Annotated in this window: 17 protein-coding genes and 1 pseudogene; 8 read left to right on the forward strand and 10 right to left on the reverse strand. The window is 70.4% G+C overall.

Going from position 1 to position 23,378, the window contains the following annotated elements; translation table 11 throughout:
- The first annotated feature begins 55 nt into the window (after positions 1-55).
- Positions 56-1,075, forward strand: a complete 1,020-nt coding sequence (gene glnII, locus ABZS61_RS00555; RefSeq protein ID WP_329211796.1) for a glutamine synthetase — start codon at positions 56-58, stop codon at positions 1,073-1,075.
- Between the two features lie 392 nt (positions 1,076-1,467).
- The gene (locus ABZS61_RS00560) at positions 1,468-2,097 is read left to right on the forward strand and encodes a winged helix-turn-helix domain-containing protein (protein WP_351176055.1); all 630 of its coding nucleotides are present in this window, start codon (positions 1,468-1,470) and stop codon (positions 2,095-2,097) included.
- A gap of 53 nt (positions 2,098-2,150) precedes the next feature.
- Here the strand turns inward: ABZS61_RS00560 and ABZS61_RS00565 are convergent, their stop codons facing one another.
- Positions 2,151-4,280 carry an MMPL family transporter gene (locus ABZS61_RS00565; RefSeq protein WP_356413906.1) on the reverse strand — a complete coding sequence of 710 codons (2,130 nt, stop codon included), beginning with the start codon at positions 4,278-4,280 and terminating at the stop codon, positions 2,151-2,153.
- A gap of 232 nt (positions 4,281-4,512) precedes the next feature.
- On the opposite strand from ABZS61_RS00565, the gene ABZS61_RS00570 reads away from it, so the two are divergent.
- Positions 4,513-5,781, forward strand: coding sequence for a sensor domain-containing protein (locus tag ABZS61_RS00570; protein ID WP_356413909.1), 1,269 nt, complete (start codon positions 4,513-4,515; stop codon positions 5,779-5,781).
- A complete protein-coding gene (locus tag ABZS61_RS00575; RefSeq protein ID WP_356413912.1) occupies positions 5,766-6,413 on the forward strand; it encodes a response regulator transcription factor in 648 nt (215 codons plus the stop codon). The genes ABZS61_RS00570 and ABZS61_RS00575 overlap by 16 nt, the downstream gene beginning before the upstream one ends.
- 41 nt (positions 6,414-6,454) lie before the next feature.
- On the opposite strand, the gene ABZS61_RS00580 is transcribed toward ABZS61_RS00575, so the two are convergent.
- Complete coding sequence (locus ABZS61_RS00580) at positions 6,455-6,937, reverse strand: MarR family transcriptional regulator (protein WP_356413915.1); 483 nt, start codon at positions 6,935-6,937, stop codon at positions 6,455-6,457.
- A gap of 69 nt (positions 6,938-7,006) precedes the next feature.
- On the opposite strand from ABZS61_RS00580, the gene ABZS61_RS00585 reads away from it, so the two are divergent.
- Both ABZS61_RS00585 and ABZS61_RS00590 read left to right on the forward strand, forming a co-directional pair.
- Positions 7,007-7,561 carry a carboxymuconolactone decarboxylase family protein gene (locus ABZS61_RS00585; protein ID WP_356413918.1) on the forward strand — a complete coding sequence of 185 codons (555 nt, stop codon included), beginning with the start codon at positions 7,007-7,009 and terminating at the stop codon, positions 7,559-7,561.
- Positions 7,562-7,698: 137 nt separating this feature from the next.
- Complete coding sequence (locus tag ABZS61_RS00590) at positions 7,699-9,264, forward strand: DUF1996 domain-containing protein (protein ID WP_356413921.1); 1,566 nt, start codon at positions 7,699-7,701, stop codon at positions 9,262-9,264.
- Positions 9,265-9,323: 59 nt separating this feature from the next.
- On the opposite strand, the gene ABZS61_RS00595 is transcribed toward ABZS61_RS00590, so the two are convergent.
- Positions 9,324-9,806 (reverse strand): hypothetical protein, encoded by a 483-nt coding sequence (locus ABZS61_RS00595; RefSeq protein WP_356413924.1) that lies wholly within the window; start codon positions 9,804-9,806, stop codon positions 9,324-9,326.
- Positions 9,807-9,952: 146 nt separating this feature from the next.
- Here ABZS61_RS00595 and ABZS61_RS00600 point away from each other — a divergent pair, with 146 nt between their 5' ends.
- Positions 9,953-11,911 carry a hypothetical protein gene (locus tag ABZS61_RS00600; RefSeq protein ID WP_356413926.1) on the forward strand — a complete coding sequence of 653 codons (1,959 nt, stop codon included), beginning with the start codon at positions 9,953-9,955 and terminating at the stop codon, positions 11,909-11,911.
- 34 nt (positions 11,912-11,945) lie between these two features.
- Positions 11,946-12,668, forward strand: coding sequence for a TetR/AcrR family transcriptional regulator (locus ABZS61_RS00605; RefSeq protein WP_356413929.1), 723 nt, complete (start codon positions 11,946-11,948; stop codon positions 12,666-12,668).
- Here ABZS61_RS00605 and ABZS61_RS00610 read toward each other — a convergent pair.
- From ABZS61_RS00610 to ABZS61_RS00640, 7 genes and pseudogenes are all read right to left on the reverse strand, one after another.
- A complete protein-coding gene (locus ABZS61_RS00610; protein WP_356413932.1) occupies positions 12,665-13,012 on the reverse strand; it encodes an isomerase in 348 nt (115 codons plus the stop codon). The genes ABZS61_RS00605 and ABZS61_RS00610 overlap by 4 nt on opposite strands.
- Positions 13,013-13,201: 189 nt before the next feature.
- Complete coding sequence (gene pulA, locus ABZS61_RS00615) at positions 13,202-18,514, reverse strand: pullulanase-type alpha-1,6-glucosidase (protein WP_356413936.1); 5,313 nt, start codon at positions 18,512-18,514, stop codon at positions 13,202-13,204.
- A 98-nt stretch (positions 18,515-18,612) separates the two neighbouring features.
- Entirely contained in the window at positions 18,613-20,343 is a 1,731-nt protein-coding gene (locus ABZS61_RS00620; protein ID WP_356413939.1) for a carbohydrate-binding module family 20 domain-containing protein, read from the reverse strand.
- A 427-nt stretch (positions 20,344-20,770) separates the two neighbouring features.
- A complete protein-coding gene (locus tag ABZS61_RS00625; RefSeq protein ID WP_356413942.1) occupies positions 20,771-21,520 on the reverse strand; it encodes a hypothetical protein in 750 nt (249 codons plus the stop codon).
- Between the two features lie 237 nt (positions 21,521-21,757).
- Positions 21,758-21,910, reverse strand: a pseudogene (locus tag ABZS61_RS00630) (LacI family transcriptional regulator); the annotation flags it as partial.
- Position 21,911: 1 nt separating this feature from the next.
- Positions 21,912-22,928 (reverse strand): NADPH:quinone oxidoreductase family protein, encoded by a 1,017-nt coding sequence (locus ABZS61_RS00635; RefSeq protein WP_356413945.1) that lies wholly within the window; start codon positions 22,926-22,928, stop codon positions 21,912-21,914.
- A gap of 46 nt (positions 22,929-22,974) precedes the next feature.
- Complete coding sequence (locus tag ABZS61_RS00640; protein ID WP_356413948.1) at positions 22,975-23,340, reverse strand: MerR family transcriptional regulator; 366 nt, start codon at positions 23,338-23,340, stop codon at positions 22,975-22,977.
- Between the last annotated feature and the right edge of the window lie 38 nt (positions 23,341-23,378).

A 23,378-nucleotide genomic window follows, 5' to 3' on the forward strand; every position in this document is an offset into this window, starting at 1 on the left:
CGCGCCTTGCCAAGCTGCGCACCATAGACCGCAGCACCCGCAAAGGATGGCGTCCGTGACGTTCAAGGCTGAGTACATCTGGATCGACGGCACCGAGCCGACCGCCAAGCTTCGTTCCAAGACGAAGATAATGACCGATGGCGCGGAGCTGCCCATCTGGGGCTTCGACGGTTCGAGCACCAACCAGGCCGAGGGGCACGCCTCCGACCGGGTCCTGAAGCCGGTCTTCTCGTGTCCGGACCCGATCCGCGGCGGTGACGACGTACTCGTCCTGTGCGAGGTCTTCAACATCGACATGACGCCGCACGAGTCCAACACCCGCGCCGAGCTGCGCCCGGTCGCCGAGCAGTTCGCGGGCCAGGAGCCGATCTTCGGCATCGAGCAGGAGTACACGTTCTTCGACGGCCACCGTCCGCTCGGATTCCCCGAGGGCGGTTTCCCGGCGGCTCAGGGCGGCTACTACTGCGGTGTCGGCTCGGACGAGATCTTCGGCCGCGACATCGTCGAGAAGCACCTCGACAACTGCCTGAAGGCGGGCCTCGCGATCTCCGGCATCAACGCCGAGGTCATGCCGGGCCAGTGGGAGTTCCAGGTCGGTCCGGTCTCCCCGCTGGAGGTCTCCGACCACCTGTGGATCGCCCGTTGGCTGCTGTACCGCACCGCCGAGGACTTCAACGTCTCCGCCACCCTCGACCCGAAGCCGGTCAAGGGCGACTGGAACGGCGCGGGCGCGCACACCAACTTCTCCACGAAGGCGATGCGCGAGGGCTACGAGGCGATCATCACCGCCGCCGAGTCGCTCGGTGAGGGCTCGAAGCCGATGGACCACGTCAAGAACTACGGCGCGGGCATCGACGACCGTCTGACCGGCCTGCACGAGACCGCCCCGTGGAACGAGTACAGCTACGGCGTTTCCAACCGCGGCGCCTCGGTGCGTATCCCGTGGCAGGTCGAGCAGGACCAGAAGGGCTACATCGAGGACCGTCGTCCGAACGCCAACGTCGACCCGTACGTCGTCACGCGGCTGATCGTCGACACCTGCTGCACCGCGCTGGAGAAGGCCGACCAGGTCTGATCGCACGCTCACCGAGCAACGGGGTGCCCGCCGGGAACGTACCGGCGGGCACCCCGTTTCCAGTGGTTCCGGGGTCACGCGGGTCCCGGTGGCACCAGGACGGGAGGGGCTGGTGAGGAAGCTAACGCAAAGGGGCCGTATCGACGGGTGAGAGGACTCTGCTGCGCCGCCCCAATCTCTGCTTCAATGGAGCCATGGCCAGCTTCCAGTACACCTCGTCGGGTCGCAGCGACCTCGAGCCGTTCTGGCCCTCTCGTCAGCATCATGACTTCGACCGGGTGTGTTGCCGCGCGTGGAACGCGCAGGCCCTCTAAAGCCGCTCACCCCGGTCTTCGGCCCGCGCGCACGACGTACGTCCCTCGACGACTCCTCGCGCGAAAGAGCTGACCCTCATGGCGAACACTCGTACCCTCTCCACCGCGTCGGCTGCCACCGCGGCCTCCGCGGTGTCCGCTGCGGCCACCACCACCGCCCGCAACACCCTCTCCCCCAACCGCCACCGGCTGCGTGCCGTCGACCGTGACGAGGTCGTGGAGCTCGCCGATGTCGCCGGTTTCCTGCCGCCGGGCGCGACCTGGCTGCCCGCTCCGCAGCACACGCTTCCGGCACTGCCCGGCCGGCCGCCGATGATCGGCTACCTGGTGCTCGTCCCCGCGGACCAGCAGCCTGCGCTCGCCGGGGCCGTCGCCTCCTCCCAGCACCGGCAGTTCGTACCGGAGCCGGTCTCCGAGGCTCCGGCCGGCGGTCCCGTCCGGATCGACTCCACCCGGCGCACCGCGGCCGTGGACGGGGTCACCCTCGATCTCACGTACCTCGAGTTCGAGCTGCTGGCGCATCTGGTGGCGCATCCGCACCGGGTGCACACCCGCGACCAGCTCGTGACGACGGTCTGGGGTTACGGACACGTGGGCGACGGGCGCACCGTCGATGTCCATGTCGCCCGGCTGCGCCGCAAGCTGGGTGCCGAGCACCGCCGTTCGATCCAGACCGTCCGGCGCGTGGGCTACAAGTACGCCCCCTGACGGGCAGGGGGAGGCCCCGGGTTCCGGAGCCTCCCCCACGTCGGTATGCGGGGTCAGCCGCGCGCCCCCGCCCTCACCTGGCCGGCGGCCGGCTCGGCGGGCTCGCTGTGCTCCAGGCCCGGCAGCCGGGAGAGTCCGCGCGGAACCCGCCAGTTCCGCTCGCCCAGCAGCAGCATGACCGAGGGCAGCAGGACCATCCGTACGATCGTGGCGTCCAGCAGCACCGCGACGGCGAGGCCGACGCCCATCTGCTGCATGTCCTGCATGGACAGGGTTCCGAAGACCGCGAAGACGGCCACCATGATGGCCGCGGCGCCCGTCACCGCTCCCGCGGTGCGCCGGATGCCCGTGTCGATCGCGGAGCGGGTGTCCAGTCCGCTGTCACGGGCTTCACGGATCCGCGAGACGACGAACACGTGGTAGTCCATCGAAAGGCCGAACAGGACCACGAGGACGAACAGCGGCATCCAGGACTCGATCGCACCGACGCCCTCCGAGCCGATCAGCTCGGCGCCCCAGCCGTGCTGGAAGACGGCGGTCATCACCCCGTACGCGGCGCCGACGGAGAGCAGGTTGAGCAGGATCGACGTCACCGCGACGACGTAGCTGCGGAAGCAGAAGAGCATCAGGAGGAAGGTGACGGCGGTGATGAACGCGAAGACCGGGACGATGCCGCGCTTCAGCTGGTCGTTGAAGTCGGCGGACGAGGCCACCTCACCGGTGACGTAGGCCTCGGCGCCCGTCCCGTCGAAGGCGTCCGGCACCCGCCGGTCCCGCAGTTCGGCCAGGTCGTCCTCGCCGCCGGGCAGGGGGACCTCGATCTCCGCGACGTTCTGCGCCGCGTGAACGGTCACCCGGTCGAAGGACGCGAGCGCCGCACGGACCTCCGGTGCGCCGATGTCGTCGGCCCTGACGACGACGAGGGCGGGGGCGGGGCCGCCCGGGAAACTGTCGGAGATGCGCTCGTAGTCGATCGCCAGCTGCGAGTCGGAGCCGAACTGCTTCTCCAGGCCGAGCTGTTCGGTCTTCATGCCGAGCGCGGGCGCGGCCAGGGCGAGCAGGACGAGGACCGCCGCCACGGCGAAGACCTTCGGCGCGGCCAGGACCGGCCCCAGCACCTTGCCCGCGATGCCGCCGCTCGCCTTCGCGCCCCGCTTGCCGCGCCGGTTGAGGAGCGGTACGCGCCCTGCGTCGATCCGGTCGCCGAGCCAGGACAGCAGCGCGGGCAGCACGGTCACGGAGCCCAGCATCGCGATGAACACGACGATGATCGTGGCGAGGGCGAAGCCCTTGAACAGCAGCAGGCCGGACAGGAACATGCCGGCCATCGCGACCATGACGGTGAGCCCGGAGACGAGGACGGCCCGGCCGCTGGTGGCGGCGGCGATACGCAGCGCGGTCTCGGCGTCGCGTCCCGCGGCCCGTTCGTCGCGTTCGCGTCGCAGGTAGAAGAGGCAGTAGTCGACGCCGACGGCGAAGCCCATCAGGAACATCACGGAGTACGTGGTCTGGAAGAGGTGCAGCTGGTGACTGGCGAGCGACAGCAGCCCGAACGCGGCCATGCAGGCGGTCAGCGCGAGGCCGACCGGCAGCAGCGCGGCCACCACGGCACCGAAGGCGACCAGCAGGATGCCCAACGCCAGCGGAACGGCGGTGAACTCGGCCTGCCGGAAGTCCTCGGAGAGCAGATCGCCGAGCCACTTCCCCGCGCTGGCCTCACCGAACTGATGGATCGCGACGTCGCCGTGGCGCTCACGGACATCGGACACCGCGTCCAGTACCGGCTGAACCCGGTCGGCGGAGGTCGCCGCGTCGCCCTTCATCTCGAAGGTGATCAGCGCGTCCTTCCCGTCCTTCGAGGGGACCGGGGCCGCGATGTTCCGGACCTCTCCGGTCCTGCTCAGGGCAGCGGTGATCTCACCGGCTGCCGTACGCCAGTCACCGGCACCGGCTGCGGACACCATGACCAGCTCACCGGCGGGGTGACCGAGTCCCGCGTCGTCGAGGATCTGCTCGGCCCTGGCGGAGTCGCCGGCACCGTTCTCCGACTCGGACATCTCGACCATGCCGGATGCCCCGCCGATGCCGGCGGCGAGCACGACGAAGAGCAACCAGCCGAGAACGGCTGTCTTACGGTGGTGTGCGCTCCACACACCGATGCTTGCCGCGAGGTTGCGCCTCATGCGGATTTCGCCCCCAGAAGTGATGTCGGACAGGATGCGTCCGAATCTAGGAACCGGAGGGCCGGCGCCCCAGCCGCCGGAGCCCCCTCTCCGGGAGCCGTAGCACCAGGCCGTGAGGGTGGTGCTGAGTACACCCCGCCCGGGTGGTGGAACGGCTGACGGTCCGCAGGGGGCGCGGGCGAGACTGTTCTGCGAACGGGGTCCGGCCGGGACCCGGCGAGGGGAGAGCACGATGGAAGAGACACGGAGCCGGATCAGGGCCTCGATGCTGGCGGCCTGGCGGTCGTTCGTCCTGTCGTTCGCCTCCACAGCGGGGTCGATCACCCTCTTCGTGCTGGCGGTGCTCTCCATCGCCTTCGTCCTGCTGGGCATAGGGCTGATCACCACGCCGTACGTGCTGCACCTGGTGCGCAGGCACGCCAACCAGCGCCGGCTCCTGGCGGTGACCTGGTCCGATGTCCGCATCCCGATTCCCTACCGGCGGTTCCCGGCGGACCTGCGCACCGGTTTCACCGGACAGGTGGAGCGCACGGTGTTCATGCTGAAGGACCCGGCGACCTGGCGGGACCTGCGGTGGCTGCTGGTCGACATGACAGCCGGCTATGTGCTGCTGACCGTGTCCTTCGCGCTGATGGTCTACCCGGTGGAGGGGATCGTCCTGGCGGCCGGCCTGTGGCGGGTGTTCGAGGACAGCACATACTGGTACGGATTCGTGCCGGTCAGCAGCCAGGCGACGGGGTTGGCAGCCGCGGCCCTCGGCGTCGTGCTCTTCCACGTCGGTCTCCGGGCGAGCCGGCCGCTGCTGCGCCTGCACTTCGTGCTCGCCCGGTCGGTGCTGGCGCCCACCCACGAGCAGGAGATGGCTCTGCGGATCGACCGGCTCACCGAGACCCGGCACGAGGCCGTGGACACGGCGGCGTCCGAACTGCGGCGCATCGAGCGGGACCTGCACGACGGGGCCCAGGCCCGGCTGGTCGCCATGGGCATGAATCTGGGCACCATCGAGGCGCTCGTCGAGAAGGACCCGGCGCAGGCGAAGAAGCTGCTGGCGATGGCTCGTGCGTCCTCCGCGGAGGCCCTCACGGAGCTGCGCGATCTCGTACGGGGCATTCACCCGCCGGTCCTCGCCGAGCGCGGGCTCGGGGACGCGGTGAAGGCCCTGACTCTGCGGCTGCCCGTCGAGTCCGAGGTGAACGTGGAGCTCGTGGGGCGGGCCGAGGCACCCGTCGAGTCGGCCGCGTACTTCGCGGTCAGCGAGGCCCTGACCAACGCGGTGAAGCACTCGGGCGCCGAACGCATCTGGGTGGACATGCACCACGCCGAGGGAATGCTGCGGATCTCCGTCACGGACAGCGGCAAGGGCGGCGCGGCGATCGGAACCGGTTCGGGACTGAGCGGAATCGAACGCCGACTGGGTACATTCGACGGCGTACTGGCCGTCAGCAGCCCTGCCGGCGGCCCCACCATGGTGACCATGGAGATCCCTTGCGCGTTGTCCTAGCCGAAGATCTCTTCCTGCTCCGCGACGGCCTGGTGCGCATGCTCGAGGCCTACGACTTCGAGATCGCGGCAGCCGTGGAGACCGGGCCCGAACTGACCAGGGCCCTGGCCGAGTTGGAGCCGGACGTCGCCGTCGTCGACGTCCGGCTCCCGCCGTCGCACACGGACGAGGGCCTGCAGTGTGCGCTGGCCGCCCGCCGCAGCCGGCCCGGCCTGCCGGTCCTGGTGCTGTCGCAGCATGTGGAGCAGCTGTACGCACGGGAGTTGCTGGCCGACGGCAACGGCGGCATCGGCTACCTCCTGAAGGACCGGGTCTTCGACGCGGACCAGTTCATCGACGCGGTGCGCCGGGTGGCGGCGGGCGGCACGGCGATGGATCCGCAGGTCATCTCGCAGCTGCTGTCGCGGCGGTCCCAGGACAAGCCGATCGGCGGGCTCACGCCCCGGGAGCGCGAGGTCATGGAGCTGATGGCGCAGGGCCGTTCGAACGCGGCGATCGCGGGGCAGATGGTGATCACGGAGCGGGCGGTGGCCAAGCACACCTCGAACATCTTCGGAAAGCTCGGCCTGCCGCCGTCGGACGACGACAACCGCCGGGTGCTCGCGGTGCTCGCCTATCTCGACCGGGGCTGACCCCGCCCCGCGATCGTGCGACCGGGCCGGTCGTCGGGCCCTCAGCCCGCGAACCACCGCTCCGCGTCCAGCCGGAACGCGTGGGCGGGTGCCATGGCGCGCAGGTCGGCCTCCAGCGCCCGCACCCGCTCGGCGCCCAGCTCCCGGACCCAGTCGGCGCGGAGCCGGTCGAAGCCCTCGGCGGACCTGGCCAGCATGTCGATGCCGCGGGCGGTGAGCCTGACCAGTTTGCGCCGGCCGTCCTCGGGATCGTCGACCCGTTCCACGTAGCCGAAGCCCTCCAGCTTCTCGACGGTCTTGCCCGCGGCCTGTTTGGAGACCCCGAGCCGTCGCCCGATCTCGCTGGCGCTCGCCCCGTCGCGGCCGACGGCCTGGAGTGCGAAGCCGTAGGCGGGACGTACGTCCGGGTGGCCGTGCGCAGCCAGCTCGTGGTGCAACTCGTCGATGATCGAACGGAATCCGGCGAACAGCAGCATCGGCAGCTCGAAACCGGCTCCCGCCCTCCCTTCCTCCGGCTCAGCCATTGCACACTTCGACAACCTGGTTTACCTTTTCGTCAATCACGTTGTCGAGTTTACCGCGAGAGGACCGCCATGCCCGCACCCGCGTTCCCCGACCACACTCTCCACTCCGCACCGCCCGCCTCACGGCGCACCATGGAGGCCGTGACGAAGAAGCAGGGCGGTCACCTCCCGTCCGCCGTCGCCCGGCTCGCCACCTCGCCGGAACTGCTCAACGGTTTCCTCCAGGCCTCCGCCACCTTCGAGGCGAGCACCCTGGACCCACTGTCGCGCGAGGTCGTCGTCATGACGATGGCCACCCGCAACGCGTGCCACATCTGCGTGGCCATGCACACGGCGAGTCTCACCGCGCTCGGAGCCGCCCCGGAACTCATCACGGCCCTGCGTGCCGCCGAGCCGCAGACCCTGCCGGACGAACGGCTGGAAGGGGTACGCCGGTTCACCCTCGCCGTCCTCGCGACAGCGGGCGCGGTCGACGACGAGGCGCTGCAGGACTTCCTGTCACTGGGCCACACCCCCCGCAACGCCCTGGAAGTGGTCCTCGGCATCGGCGCCTACACGATGTCGACGCTGGCGAACCGGATGACGGGAGCGCCGGTGGATGACCGGTTGGCCGCCTTCGCCTGAGACTTGGGTATGGACCGTTCCGGGCGTTCGGGCCGTTTTGGGCATGGAGATTCCCACGAATTCCACAGCGCTCTGAACGGTCCGGATGCCCGCTCCGTATGGGACGTCACGCTTCTCCCTCGAAGCAGAGGAGTTCCATGGGACGCACATCGCGCAAGAAACGTTCGACACTCGCCAACCGGGCGATTGTCGCTTCGGTCGCTCTCGCTCTGGGCGGAGGTGGGTTGGTCGCCGTCAATGTCTACGCAAGCGCGGGAGAAGGGTCGTGGGGCTCACCCCCCGACCGCACCCGGAACGCCGGCCGGCAGATGTCCACCATCGACTGCCCCGACGCGGGAATCGCCCTCCCCGACGTGCCCGAACAGGCGCGCCCGGAGGTCGACCGCGAACTCGCGGCAATGGATACGCAGATCACCGACGCGTACAAGCAATTCGCGGACCGGAAGGAGCAGATCGCACAGGACCCGAACCTTGCCGAGAATGCGGTGCTCGGCCCGCTGAAGAACAAGCGGGCAGCCAGTCTCGACCGGATCGGCATTGCCATCGAACGCAATGCGGCGCAGCGGCCGCAGGGTCTGAACGGCCTCGCACCGTGCAGCCTGCGCGCCGATGACGACGACCAGGGCGGCGGGCAGGGCGGCGGGCAGGACGGAGGCCAGGGGGGCGAGGACGGCGCGGACCAGGGTCAGGACGGCGGCCAGGACGGCGGCCAGGACCAGGGCGGCGGCGACCAGGGGGCCGATCAAGGGGCCGACCAGGGCCAGGACGGCGGCCAGGACGGCGGCGACGACCAGGGCGGGGACGGTGGCCAGCAAGGAAATGGCCCCGAGGCCTCCGACTTTGTCGACATCCAGTCGGTCCAACCCAATGTCGACAGGCCCCGAGCCCGCCGGGGCGCCTCCCGCGGTACGTTCACCACCGACTGCGGTCGGAACGAGAACGGCAAATTCAACCCTGATAACGTCATTGCCGCACCAGGAGTGAGCAACGGTGCTCACCACATGCACGATTACGTCGGAAATCAGGCCACGGATGCCTTCTCCAGTGATGACGACCTGGCCGGCGGTGAATCGACCTGCCGCAATCAGGGCGACAAATCCACGTACTACTGGCCGGTCCTGCGCCTGCAGAACGGACAGGACGAGAACGACGTGGGCGCCGACGGCGGCGGCAAGGACCAGAACATCGGAGAGATTCAGACTCCGTCGCAGGTCACGCTGAAATTCGTGGGTTCCCCTGCCGGGAAGGTCACGGCAATGCCGCGCTTCCTGCGGATCATCACCGGTGACGCCAAGGCATTCGTCAACGGCGATGCCAACGCCAACGCGTCCTGGAGCTGCACCGGATTCGAGGACAGGCAGCTCAAGGACAAGTATCCGATCTGCCCGGAAGGCAGTCAGGTCGTGCGTTCCTTCGCCTTCCAGAGCTGCTGGGACGGTCAGAACACCGACAGTGCGAATCACCGCACCCATGTGGCGTTCGCCCAGGACGACGGGCGGTGCCCGAACGGCTTCAGGGCCATTCCTCAGCTGGTGCAGCGCATCGTGTACGACGTGCCGCCGGGCCCCGGCTTCGCCGTCGACTCCTTCCCTGAGCAGCTGCACAAGCCCGTCACCGATCACGGAGACTTCATCAACGTGTTCGACGACCAGCTGATGAAGAAGGTGGTGAGCTGCGTCAACGGCGGGCGCAAGTGCCGCTGACGCGGCCCTGACGCCCCCGTTCCCCCCACACAGCGGCACCTCCCCCCGTTCCTGCGCGGTCAGCTCCCGTGGTGACCGGAGTGCCCGCCCTCGCTCCCCCCATTGCCACTGCTCCCCGAGTGGTGAGGCGAGGCGGTCTCCACTGTCCCCCCGAGCCGGCCGCGCAGTGCTGCGACCACCTTCGCGTCACCGACCGCGACCCACCTGCGGCCGACCAGGTACGAACCGCCGTAGTCGTTGGCCTCGTTGATCCACTCCCGCTGGCCGCGGTCGGTGGCGAAGGTGGCCAGCACATAACGCCCGTCTCCGGTGGTGCAGTTGGCCTGTCGGATCTCCTCGGCATCGGTCTGCAGGTTCGGCTCGCAGCGCGCCCTCGTCGCCAGCTGCTCCAGCGTCCCCGTAGCAGTCGGCGGCGCGGCGGGCCTGTCGTCGCCGTCCGCTCCCCCGCCGCAGGCGGCAAGCAGGGCAAGCCCCGCAAGTACGGCCGCTGCGGCCCGGGGGCCCCGGCCTCGTCCTCGTCGCCACTCAAGCTGCTTCACCATCGGGCCATCGTGCCCCGGTGCCCCCTCCCCGTGCGGCGGAACTACGGATTGCGGCCAAGGGCTCGACAGCGTGCGACGACCGGCCGGGGCGTGCGCCCCCGGGCGTACCGGAGTGACCATCGCACCATTCGCTCGTTCTGCTGAACGTGCCCCCTCTACGAGCAGTACCGTCGTCCGCCGGCCGGCCCTGCGCGGAACAGGCCGATACGGACCGGGCCGAGGCCGCGCTCGTCGAGCACTACACGCGGCTGGTCAGGATCGGATATCTCGTGCTGCCGCCCTCGTTCGGCCGCAACCGCCGGGTGCTGACGGCGCACTGGCTCGCCCAGCGCTCCCTGCCCCGGTCGCGCAGCGCGCCTCCGGAGGCGGCTCTGCCGAGGCCGCGGCATGCTGCCGGAGCCGCCTCGGCCGAACAGGGTTACGCCTATCTGCGGCTCCGGGTGGTGCGCTCCGCGCTGGAGGCGGGACAGCCGCTGCGGCGGTTCGCCCGGCCCCGGCGCGTGCAGCTGCCGCCCCTGCTGCCGCAGGTGTGGGGGCTGCGGCTCCTCCCGCACTCCTGCGGTGCGGAGGAACTGGCCCTGGAGCAGTCCCTGGCCGAGGTCTCGGGACCCTGCCGGGCCGCCCATGTGCTGCGCGCCCTCGAAGGCCTCGCGGACGCGGAGGTGTGCCGGGTCCTCGGTGCGGCGGGGGTCGCCGACCCCCCGGCCGCCCTGCTGGAGGCGGACGCGCTCGCGGGGTCCCACGCGCTGCTCGCCTCGCCCGAGTTCGACCCGTGCTCCCTGCACGCCCGGGCGACGGATCTGCCGCGCCGCCGACGGCGCGGGCGGGCCGTCGCGGCCGGGCTCGGCGCGCTGCTGGTGTGCGGGACGCTGCTGCTGATGCCGGGCGACGGTCTGGGCCCGGGCTCCGTCTCCGCGCCGCCCTACTCCCGTAACGCAGCCGCCGAACAGGCTCTGGATCCGGCCGCGTTGCGGCGGGTGCCCGCCGGGTTCTGGCAGAGCTCGGCCCGCAGGGACTTCACGGCCTGGCCGGCCCGGGGCGACCGGACCGATGACACCCGGCTGCTGGGCCGGGCCCTCGCCACCTGGGCCCGGCCGGGCCGTGCGGTGGCCTCGTCGGCGACGCCCGGGACACCCGCCGGTCCGCCCATGGGTCCACCGCAGCTCCTGTACGCGGGCGAGGTCGACGCGGCGGCGGTGGTGCTGTTCCACGACGGGCTGCGGATCGTGCGCTACGCCGAGCCGCGCAACGCCGATCCGGCCGGGGGCGCCGCGCTCGACTTCGCCCGGGTGGACGGCGCCGACTCGGTGGCAGCGGGCGCCCTCGTCGTGCAGCGCCGCAAGGGCCGGATCCGCTATCTGACGGCGCCCTGGGTGCGTGGGGCAGCCGTACGGGATCTGCTCGCGCCGCACGGCGCCGCGCGGCCCCTGCGCCGCGACCGGCACGGGGTGACCGCTGCGATGACCGCTCCTGCGGCCTCGGCCGGCTGCCGCTCCTGGGACGCCCTGGAAGTACGGGAGGGTGCAGCGGTCCGGCTGTTGACCGATCTCGGCGAGCTGACACCGGTCCGCCTCACCTCGGGTGCTCCGTCGGCCCCGCACGACGTGTCGGACCGGTCCGAACGGGAGAGCTGGGCGCGCACCGCCTGTCTGCTGCCGGCCGTGCGTTCGCGCGGGGTCCGATCGGTGAACTCCTGGCCGTACGCGAAACAGCCGCTGCCCGAGGGCGAGGGGGCAGCCCTGTGGCTCTGCACCCGGGCGGAGACCTGGCGGGGGACGGGCAGCAGGGTGCTGGCCCAGTTCCAGGCGCCGCCCGGGCTTTCGGGCGGGACCGGTACGCCGGGCGCCGTCGCGGCGCGCTCCGAGGACTCCCCCGACTGCGGAGTGCGCAGACCGCGGGTTCTGGCGGGCGTGCTGTGGAAGTCGGACGGCGGGCGCTGGTACGTACTCGCGGCCGGTTCCCGGCAGTTCGCGTCCCTGTCCGCGACGGGCGGGGTCAGGGGCCGGGCGGACGGGCGCCTGCTGGCCGTACGGGCCCGGGCGGGCGACCGGGCGCAGCTCGACGGGCTGTTGGCGGACGGCAGCCGGGTGAGGGCCCTGCGCTGAGGTGGCGCCGTCCGGCCCCCGTTAGGCTGTGGGTATGACGACCGGTGTGCGGCGCAGGATGGGCGTCGACGAGCGCAGGCAGCAGTTGATCGGCGTCGCCCTGGAGTTGTTCAGCCACCGCTCCCCCGACGATGTGTCGATCGACGAGATCGCGGCTGCGGCCGGTATCTCGCGTCCGCTCGTCTACCACTACTTCCCCGGGAAGCAGAGCCTGTACGAGGCCGCGCTGGGGCGTGCCGCCGACGAGTTGTCCGGCCGTTTCCTGGAGGCGCACGAAGGGCCCCTGGGCGCAAGGCTGCTGCGCGTGATGGGCCGGTTCTTCGACTTCGTCGAGGAGCACGGGCCGGGCTTCGCCGCGCTGATGCGGGGCGGTCCGGCAGGCGGCTCGTCGACGGCCGACGTCCTGATCGACGGGGTGCGGCAGGCCGCGTACGAGCAGATCGTCGCCCACCTCGGTGTCAAGGCCCCGCCCGCCCGGCTGGAGCTCGTGGTGCGGTCCTGGGTGTCGCTGGCCGAGTCGACGGCCCTGCTCTGGCTGGACGGGCGGCGCATTCCGCGGGCCGAACTGGAGTTGCAGCTGGTCCACGACTTCGCGGCGCTGGCCGCGGTGAGCGCCGCGTACGACCAGGAGATGGCGGGCATCGTGCTGCGGGTCTTCGCGCAGGAGCCGGCGGACGGCCCCTTCGGAGATCTGCTGACACGGCTCTCCGTCCTGGCGCCCGCCGCACCCGCCGTCCCGCCGCAGCGGCTGCCTTAGCTCCTGAAGGACGCGTCCAGGTCCCGGACCTCGGCCGAGGTGTGGACGGTGAAGCCGTCGAGGGGCTTCAGGTGCCCGGCCAGCAGCTCCAGAACTGCTTTCGTGAGGTGCGCCTTGGTCTCGGGAGTTCGGCCGGGCCGCATCGCGATCGAGACGTTCACGAGGGAGTCGCCCGTGGCGGCGTCACCGACGAAGGAGTCCTCCGCCCGGCGGAACCGGGTCTTGCAGCCGGAAATCCCGGTGGACACGGTCTCGGCGACGAGCGGGTGCAGAGCCAGGGCGAAGCCGCGGCGGTCGAAACTGTCGTCGAGCTCGGCGGAGTAGTCGACGGTGATCTGCGGCATCAAGCGCTCCTGATTGCGGGTGCGGGCTGGGTCGCATACATGTACAGCGTGCATGGACGTGTACGACCTCAGCTTCGCGTGATCGCGCCGCCCGCACAAGGGAGTCCCTCGCGAAACGGGCCGGCCGGCCCCCGGCTCCGCACCGATGGGGGCGCGGAGCCGGAGACCGGCCGGGGGGAAACGAGGGCGTCAGCGCTGGGAGAACACGGCGACCGTGCGTCCCGGGACGGTGAAGCTGCCCGACTTCCCTTCGTACGCGGACTTCTTGACCTCGGCGTCCGCGCCCGCCGCCTGGACGGGGTGCAGGGTGTACGTCTTGCCGGCCAGCTCGGGGATGTCCTGGCTCTGCGTAGCCGGGGTGGCGTTCATGACGATGAGCAGCTTGCCCAGGCGCATGGTGATCACCCCGGGTGTCTCGTCCTTCCCGGAGAGCGGGAAGGACAGGGCGCCCTGCACCTGTTCGGTGGTGGCGAGGTCGAACTCCTTCTGGGTGGTGCGGATGGTGAGCAGGTCCTGGTACGCGGCGGAGGCACCGGTGATCTGCGCGCACCCGGGGGTGAGCGCGGCAGAAGTCAGCAGCGGCTTCCCGTAGACCCACTTGTCCTTGTTGTCGGCGGCGGGCGGCAGTCCGCGGCCGAAGCCGTTGCCCTTGCGGCAGTCCCAGTGCAGCGCGTTGAACCAGTCGCCGCTGTCGTACGAGTTGCGGTCGAGCGACTTGGAGCGCAGCAGGTCGGTGCCTGCCTGGGAGAGCGAGGGGCCCTGTGAGAGTGCGGCGGTCGCCATCGCGAGGACCTGCATGCGGGCCCGGTCGGCGGCCGGGGTGTCCGCGGGGAGCTTGAAGGCGAGGGCGTCGTACAGCGACTCGTTGTCGTGGGCGTCGGCGTAGGCGAGCGCGTCGCCGGGCACCGCCGCGTATCCGGCGGGGGCCCCGTTGTAGTCGACGGCCGAGCCCTTGACCGTGCGGCCCTGGGTGTCGGTGAAGGTGTAGTCGGCGAGGTTGCCGGTCAGGCCGACCTTGATCAGGTCCTGGTAGTGGAGCAGCCGGGCCTTCTGTTCGGCTTCGGTGCCGTTGGCGGGTGAGGTGTTGGGGTCGGTGTAGAGGCCGGAGGCGAAGCCCTGGACGCGGGGGTCCTCGTCGAAGGGGCCGCCGCCGCGTACGGCGTCACGGGCCCGGTCGGAGAACGTGGCGATGCCGGTGCCCGCCATGTTCTTCTGCGTGGCCTGGACGAAGCGGGCGTCATCGGCGATCTCGCCGAAGTTCCAGCCCTCCCCGTACAGGATGATCTTCTTCCCGTCGACACCGTCCTCGGCGACGGTCAGCTCGTCGAGCGCCTTGCGGACCGCGAGGATGTTGGCCTTCGGGTGGTGTCCCATCAGGTCGAAGCGGAAGCCGTCGACCTTGTACTCCTTGGCCCACGTGACGATCGAGTCGACGACGAGCTTGCCCATCATCGTGTTCTCGGGGGCGGTGTTGGCGCAGCACGTCGAGGTGGCGACGGTGCCGTCCTCAAGGAGCCGCTGGTAGTAGCCGGGCACGATGCGGTCGAGTACGGACTTGTCGTCCTGGCCGGAGGCGACGGTGTGGTTGTAGACGACGTCCATGACGGTCCGCAGTCCCGCGCCGTTGAGGCCCTGCACCATCTGCCGGAACTCGACGGTGCGCTTCGTGCCGTCCGGGTCGGAGGCGTAACTGCCCTCGGGGACCGTGTAGTGCAGCGGGTCGTAGCCCCAGTTGAAGCCGTCCTTGGCGGCGGCCTTCGCTACGCAGGCCTGCTGCTCCTCGGAGTCGGGGGCGTACACGGACAGGTCGCAGGCGGGCTTGTCCTGGCCGGACTTCTTCTCCGGGATGGTCCCGATGTCGAAGGCGGGCAGCAGGTGGACGTAGCCGGTGCCGGAGTCGGCGAGTTCCTTGAGGTGCTTCATCCCGTCGGAGCGGGTGTCGGTGAAGGCCAGGTACTCGCCGGGGTGCTTCGACGTCCCGTCCGCGATCGAGAAGTCACGGATGTGCAGTTCCTGGATCTGCGCGTCGCGCAGCGGGGCCGCGGCGGGCTTCCTCAGGCCGGACCAGCCGCTCGGGGCCAGCTTCGGGTCGTCGAGGTCGACGACGAGGCTGCGTGCGGAGTCGGCGGTCAGGGCGGTGGAGTAGGGGTCGGTGACCTTGTTGGTGACCATCTTCTGGACGGTGGGCGCCCAGACGTTCACGGCGTACCGGTAGGGCTTGCCGTTCCAGCTCTTCTTCCCGGTGACCGACCAGACGCCGGTGCGGTCGTCGCGCCGCATCGGGACGCTCTTCCCGTCGAGTTCGAGGGCGACGGTACGGGCGGTGGGTGCCCAGACGGAGAGTGTGGGGCTGCCCTTGCGGAAGACCGGGCCGAGGTCGGCGCGGCTCGCGGCGTTCCCGTACAGGCCGTCCAGGATTCCGGCGGTCTGCACCCCGGTGGCGGCGAGCAGGGCGCCGTTCGCAGCGCGCTGGGTGGCGATCAGCTGGCCGCGCAGCGACTCCTTGACCCTGTCCCGGTCGCGGGCGTCGACGGTGAACGCCGGGTAGTCCTTGAGGTGCGGGTACTTCGCCTTCTGCGCGTCGGTGAGCTCGGTGGTGTTGAGCCGGAGCCACCGGCCCTCGTCGGTCAGGGCGCCGTCGGCGACGGAGATCCCGCCGTCCTTCGCGTACACGAGCTGCTGGCTAGTGGCGTCGGTTGCCTTCACCTTCCAGACGACGGTGCCGGCGTCGATCCACTGGGCCTCGGCCTTGGTGAGGTCGGGAGTGGGCGCGCCGCCGGTCTGCGGCAGCAGGCAGCCGGGCTTCCCGCCGAGCATCCAGACCTCGTGCCCGTACGAGGCGATGTCCAGGGACTGGTCGCTGGGGAGGTCCTTCTCGTCGCCCTTGTGGAGGATGTAGCTGAGCGAGGTGGCGCCGTCGGTGAGCGGTACCTCGTACGTGGCGCCGTAGGCGTCGGTCTTCACGGGCAGCAGGGGCTTGGCCCAGTCCGTGGGCGCCGCGGCCCCGGTCCAGGTGTGCAGGCCCCAGCCGTCGTAGTTGCCGTCGGCGCGGTGGTAGTGCAGGACGGCCTTGGAGGTGTCCTGCGGCGGGTTGGCTCCGTCGGGTGCCTCGGTGGCCTGCCCGTCCTTGCCCTGCTCGACCCAGACCTGGCCGGTCTTCGCGAGGTCGACGGTGCGCTCGGGGCCGTCGGCGGTGCCGTTCTTCTCGACCGTGTACGGGACCGATGAGGTGCCCTCGGCGAGGTCGATCCAGGCGAAGGCGCCGTAGGCGTCGCGCCCGATGAAGTCGGCCGTGCTGTCGCCGGACTTCAGCTGCCAGCCCTCGTAGTCGCCGTCCGCGCGCTTGTAGTGGACGACGGCCTGGTCGCGCTCGACGGCGACCGGCTTGGGGGCGGGCGGTGCCTGTCCGGCGGCCGTCGAGGCGAGAGCACTCGCGGTGCGGCCGGCGCGGTCGACGACCACGGCCTTGTAGCGCAGCGGGGTCCCTGCCTTGACGGACTCGTCCAGGTGCTGGGTGACCTTGTACGGGGCGTGGTCGGCGGAGCCGAGGGTGCGCCACTTCCCGTTGCCGGTCTGTGCGGCGAACACGACGCGGTTGAGCTGCCCGCCGTCCACGTCCGCGGTGATCTCGACGGTGCCGGTGGCTCCGGCGGCGGGGGCCTTCAGGGTGAGCGAGGGCTTGGTGGCCGGGGTGCCCAGCGGCTTGTCGGCGCGCAGCACGATGCTGGAGAGGGCGGGCACGGTGACGCTGATCTTCTTGTCGGCGCCGCTGCGGATGGCGGCGGAACCGCCGTACAGCGTGCGGAAGTTCATGCCGGCCGAGCCGGTGGCGACCTCGACGGTCTTCGCCTCGGTGCCGTTGTTGGTGGCGACGACGTACTCGTACGGCCGCTTGGTGTCGGTACGCGAGTAGGCGTACACGGAGCCTTCCGCGTATCGCTCGGTCTGGGTCCCGTCACGCAGCGCCGGGTGTTCCCGGGTGAGCTCGGCCAGGGCCGCTATGGACCGGTAGAGCGGGTGCCGGGTGTCGTACGCGTCGGAGGCGTGCGTGCGGTCGGTGCCCAGCTGGTCGTCGTCGAGGTAGTCGGCGGTCTTCGAGGCGAAGAGCGTCTGGCGGGCGTCCTTGTCGCCGCCCGCTCCGGTGAAGCCCTGCTCGTCGCCGTAGTAGATCACCGGGTTGCCGCGGCCGAGGAACATCAGCTCGTTGGCGAGGCGGGCACGGTCGAGGAGTTCGGCGTCGGAGGCCTTCGGGTTGTCCTGCTTCAGGAAGGTGCCGATCCGGCCCATGTCGTGGTTGCCGAGGAAGGTCACCTGCTCGTAGGCGTTGGCCTTGTCGCTCGTGTACCGGTAGTCGTGGCCGTAGACCGCGGCGAGCTTCGAGGCGGGTGCACCTTGGGAGGCGTACTGGCGGGCGGCTTCCTGGAAGGGGAAGTCGAGCGTCGAGTCGAGCCGGCCCCGGGTGACGTAGGGCGAGGTGATGGCGGTGTCGGCGGAGTAGACCTCGCCGAACATGAAGAAGTCGTCCCGGCCGCGCTTCGCCGCGTAGTCGTCGAGTGCGGTGGCCCACTGGGTCCAGAAGTCGAGGTCGACGTGCTTGACGGTGTCGATGCGGAAGCCGTCGATGTCGAAGTCGCGGACCCACTTCTCGTAGATCTTCTCCATGCCGGACACGACCTCGGGACGCTCGGTCCACAGGTCGTCGAGGCCGGAGAAGTCGCCGTACTCGGTGGACTCGCCCGCGTAGGTCGAATCACCCCGGTTGTGGTACATCGTGGTGTCGTTGAGCCAGGACGGGACCTTCTTGCCGGCGTTCACCGGCGTGTACGGGAAGGAGTCCGCGTCGGTCTTCGCGACGCCCTGCGCGTCGTCGAAGGGGCGGCCGTCCTCGTCGAGGTACGGGAAGGCGCCCTTGGGCTTGTAGCCGTACTTCTTCTCGGCGTAGTCGACGGTGTCGGCGGTGTGGTTGGTGATGACGTCGAAGAAGACCTTGATGCCCTTGCCGTGGGCTTTGTCGATCAGCTTCGTCAGGTCGGCGTTGGTGCCGAAGTGCGGGTCGACCTGGGTGAAGTCGGTGATCCAGTACCCGTGGTAGCCGGCCGAGGCGTTGTCGCCCGCGCCCTGGACGGGGCGGTTCTTGAAGATCGGGGCGAGCCAGATGGCGGTGGTGCCGAGGCCCTTGATGTAGTCGAGCCTGTCGGCGAGCCCCTTGAGGTCGCCGCCCTGGTAGAAGCCCTTGTCCGTGGGGTCGTAGCCGGTCTCCAGCCGTGAGCCGGTGAGCCCGCCGCGGTCGTTGGAGGTGTCGCCGTTGGCGAACCGGTCGGGCATGACGAAGTAGAACTGCTCACGGGTCAGGTCGTGCCTGGCCGGCTCCTTGGCGAGCGCGGCGTCCGAGGGCGGGGCCGGGGGTCTGGGTGCGGCAGCTGCGGTGGCCGCCGGTACGACGGGCAGCAGCGCCGCGCACAGTGCGGCAACGGCCCCCCGCCGGAGGGTGGTTCGGGACACGGGAGGGTTCTCCTCGACTTTCAGGGGTGGGTCCTGGTGGAGCTGGTGCGGGCCGGGGACGCACCGCCGCGCGTCCCCGGTCCGCCGAGCGGTCGCGGTCAGCTGCGCCAGATGTCGGCGGTCAGCGTGACCTTGCCGGAGGCCGACACGGTGGCGGTGCGGTTCGCACCGCTCTCCCAGGTGACGTTGCCGCTCGCGTCCTTGCGGAGGTACTTGTACTCGAACGCCGTGCCGGCGGGCAGGCTGACGTCGAGCTTCCAGACGGGGTACGTCGCCGGGTCGAGCTTGAGGGCGCTTCCCGGGGCCCAGCTGCCGAGGGCGGCCTGGCTGCCGGTGACGTAGATGTTCTGGCCGAGCTGGGTGGTGGCGTTGACGCCGAAGGAGGCGCCGGACCGGCCGGTGCCGGGGTCCGGGTCCGGGGTCGTGCCGCCGCCGGAACAGGTGCGGGCGCCGACGTGCAGGGCCACGGCGGTGTTGGCGCCGAGAGTGGCGGTGAACTGCCCCGAGCCGTTGACGGTTACGCCCTTGCCGGACTGGACGTCGCAGTAGTCACCGGCGGCCAGCGACGTCTGGAACGTGCGGGTCAGCGAGGAGCCCTCGTGGTTGATCGCCACGTACGCCTTGGCGCCGCGTCCGAAGGCGATCTGGTCGCCGCCGTTGTCCCACCAGTTCGAGACGGCCTGGCCGCGGGCGGCGTTGCGGAAGCCGACCATGGAGGAGATCTGGCCCCAGGCGTGCTGGCACTTCCAGCCGTCGCTGTAGCAGGCGTTCACCTGGCCGCCGTTGGGCGGGCCGGCGTCCTTGTCGGCCCACTCGTAGCCGGAGTGGATGTCCGGGGAGCCGTACGGGTAGGCGAGCATGAAGACGTTGGCCAGGGTGTAGTTGGCGCCGTCCTTGTAGTTCAGGGTGTCGCCGCCGCGCTCCGTGTCGTGGTTGTCGACGAAGACGGCGGACTTGCCGGACTCCATGAAGCCCCAGCCCTCGCCGAAGTTCTTGAGGTTGGCGAGGTTCTCGTTGTTGAAGACCTGCTTGAGGCTGCGGCCGTAGCGGAACTCCTGGACGTCCCCGCTGCCGAGGTACTCGGAGGGCGATACGGCTTCGCCCGCGCCGTAGATCGCTTCGTGCTTCCAGTAGACGCCCGTGTTGCTCAGCCGGGACTTGATGTTGGAGAGGTCGCCGGCCGGTATGTGCTTGGCGGCGTCGATGCGGAAGCCGTCGACGCCGAGGGAGAGCAGGTCGTTGAGGTACGTCGCGATCCGGCCGCGCACGTAGTCCTCACCGGTGTCCAAGTCGGCCAGGCCGACCAGTTCGCAGTTCTGGACGTTGCCCCGGTCGCCGTAGTTGCTGATCTGCGACTGGCAGTCGTTCATGTCGCCGGCCGAGTAGGTACCCGGGTAGTCGTACTTGGAGTACGAGGACCCGCCTGTGCCGGTGCCCGAACCGGCCGACATGTGGTTGATGACCGAGTCGGCGATGACCTTGACGCCCGCGCCGTGGCAGGTGCTGACCATGTTCGCGAAGGCCGTACGGTCGCCGAGCCGCCCCGCGATCTTGTAGCTGACCGGCTGGTACGACGTCCACCACTGGCCGCCCTGGATGTGCTCCTGGGGCGGCGAGACCTGGACGAAGCCGTAGCCGGCCGGACCGAGGCTGTCGGTGCAGGCCTTGGCCACGGAGGCGAACTTCCACTCGAACATCACTGCGGTGACGTCCTTGTCGCCGGGCGGCGCGGCCTGGGCGGTTCCGGCGGCGCCGAGCCCCGTGGGGACGGCAAGAACAGCGGCGCCCAAGGTGAGGGCGAGCGCGCCAGACAAAGGTCTGCGTGCCATGACATTCCTCCTGCGGTGGGGGAAGTGCGGGGATGGCGGAGCAGCCTCACCGGGCAACGCGCCGTGCCGTCAAGGCTTGTGAAGGTTCTTGCAGCAAGAATGCAAAAGCTGGGGTGCAGCAGACCGTACGAGCCTGACCTGCCCCGGTCAACCCCCTGGACACGTCACGATTACACCCCGCTCACATCGACGAAATATCGGAGATTTCTTCCTGCAAGGTCTTTCGCAAGATATTGCGGGGCTGTTAAATTCATCCCGACTCCGGCCCGGCCGGCCGGGGGTCCCGGTACGCCGGAACCCCACGCGCCCGGCCGGCCGGGCCGGTCACGGCACAGAGAGGTCCGGAGTCGCTCAACTCCCCGCCGGCCCATCCCGGGCCGACTTCCGGACCTCTCCTGTGCTGTAGCCCGCCTCCGGGGCAACCCGCTCACCAGGGCCAGTGCGGGTCCTCCCAGCGGGCGGATTCGGTGAGGCCGAGCAGCCGTATCACGTGGTGCAGCTCTTCCGAGGCGCCCTGGGAGACGAGACGTGCGGGTGCGTGCCGGATCAGCCAGGCGCCCAGCTCGCCGAGCTTCTCCTCGTCATGCTCCCAAGCACTCCACGGGAGTCTGTCGCAGAGCAGGTCGAGCCCCCACAGGTCCACAGCCTCCGCCAACTGCCGGTCGGCCGCGGGATGGGCCGTCGCGTCCCACACCGCGAGCCAGGGAGTCACCGTGCCCGAGGCCTCGGCGCACAGGGCCAGGAGCTCGTACGCCGGTACGGCGGCGTCGGGCGCCGTGAGGCTGTCGGACCACCACGCGTGCAGGAACTCCCGGACGGAAGCAGCCTGATCGGCAGGCCACCGCCACCAGTAGCCGCGCCCGAAGGACCGGCCGGCGTCCACCATGTCGAAGAGTGGCACCTGACCACCGACGAGGTCTGCCGCGAACCGGGGCAGGATGCGACGCAGCACCGCCCCGTGATCACGCCAGTCGCTCGCCTGCCAGGTGCGCCGCAGCAGGTCCGGGTCGAGTTCCACGTCCGGCGTCTTGAGCCGGGCGAGGTCCTCGGCGCTGCCCCAGTGGCATTCGCAGTTGTCCTCGTCCGGGACGGCCGTCATCCCACGAAAGGTGGTGGCGAGGCCGTCGAGCGCGGCATCGAGACGGAGTCGTGGCGCGGTCCGGTCAGCAGGGGTCATGGCTGTCGCCTTTGTGACTCCGGACGGTCGCACCGGCCGAAGAGCGCTACGTTACCGGGCACCGGCGCAGCCCGGAGGTGGGCCCGCTTCCGGACCTCTCACCGTACGAGCGGGCGGAGCCGGGCCTTGCAGGTCACGTTCCCGCAGCGACGAGGGACCGTGCGAAGAAGTGGTCCGCACGCGAAAGGCCGGGTCCCCCCCTCCGGACCCGGCCCCGTTCTTCGTCTTCGCGCCCGGTCAGGCGCTGCGCACAGCCGCCGTCGAACCGCGTACCACCAGCTCGGGCTGGAACACGCACTCCGTGCGCTGCACGGGACTTCCGGCGATCTCCTCCAGCAGCGCTCCCACGGCCGCGGCAGCCATCGCGTGCACCGGCCGGCGCACCGTGGTCCTAGCGCCAGGGATCGAGGGCGAGTTTGCCCAGGGTCCGGCCCGCTTCGAGCTGCCGCAGTACTGCCGGCCCCTCGGCAAGGGGATGCACCTGTGGGGTACCGGGCGGATACACGCCGCCGGCGATGAGTGCCTCGAGCTCGACGATCAACGACCGGTAGAGGGACGGGGCCGCGACCGCCAGCGCACCGATGTGCAGCCCCTTGATCTGGACCGGGTGAGTGAAGACCAGGTCGTGTGTGGTCAGCGTGGCATCGCCGGAAGCGGCACCGAACACGACGACTCGCCCGGTGAAGGGCCTGGCGACCGACAGGCTCACCTCGAACGTGGCCTGCCCCACCGATTCCAGGACCAGATCGACACCGCCGGTCAGGCGGGTGATCTCCGCGGCCAGATCGGGGCGACGGCTGTCCAGGACCTCGTCGGCGCCGAGCGCTTCGACGGTGTCGTGTTTCTCCGGTGACGCCGTGGCGATCACCCGCGCACCGTAGTGGCGGGCGAGACGAACGGCAGCCTGCCCCACGCCTCCCGCCGCGGCGTGGACGAGGACCACCTCACCCGCCTCGATGCCGCCCAACGGCTTCAGTGCCGCCAGGGCGGTGGCCCAGTTGAGCACCAGGCCGAGAGCTCCGGCGTCACTCCAGCCGGACGGTACGGGAAGTACGCCCGCGGCCGGCAGCGTCATGTACTGGGCGAAGGCACCCGGGCCGGCTCCGACGACGTGGGTGCCGAGCCGCAGCGGGCCGGCGACATCCGGACCGACGCCCACGATCTCGCCGGCGGCCTCGAAGCCCGCCACATAGGGGGCCTGCGGGCCGCCTCCGTAGGTGCCACGGGTCTGCATGACGTCGGCGAAGTTGACCCCGGCGGCACCGACGCGGATCAGGTACTCACCGGGCCCCGGGGCAGGGAGGCGGATATCGGTCGTGAGGGTCAGGTCCCTCGGCCCTCGGTGCGACTGCTGGACCAGTGCTCGTACGGTCCGCTCAGCGGTGTGCTGCTGCTCGTTGGTCTCCATGCACCGAACGTAGGAACCTGACACTGGTGTCAAGGTCAAGTGACGGTCAGAGGTTCGTTCGACGGGCCTCTCGAAGATAGGCGTCGAGTGCCGCCTGCTGATCGCTGAGAGCGGCGATGCGAGCGGTGAGCCGGTCGCGGTGGCTCTGCACCTCGCGCAGGAACTCCGCGCACACCACGTCGGTTCCGGCCTCGGATCCGTCGACGAGGCCGGGCAGGGCATCCCTGATCAACCGCACGGGGAGCCCGGACTCCAGCAGCGAGCGGATGACGAGGACCCGATCGATGGTGGACCGGCAGTAGTCGCGGAACCCGTTGCCGAGACGGCCGGGGACGATCAAGCCCTCGTCCTCGTAGTGCCGCAACGATCTCGCACTCGCGCCGCTGGCCCTGGAGGCTTCACCGATTCTCATGCTTGAGGCCAACGTCCGGGAACACCGCGCTCTTCCCG

The sequence above is a fragment of the Streptomyces sp. NPDC005566 genome (assembly GCF_040605575.1).
Taxonomy (GTDB): domain Bacteria; phylum Actinomycetota; class Actinomycetes; order Streptomycetales; family Streptomycetaceae; genus Streptomyces.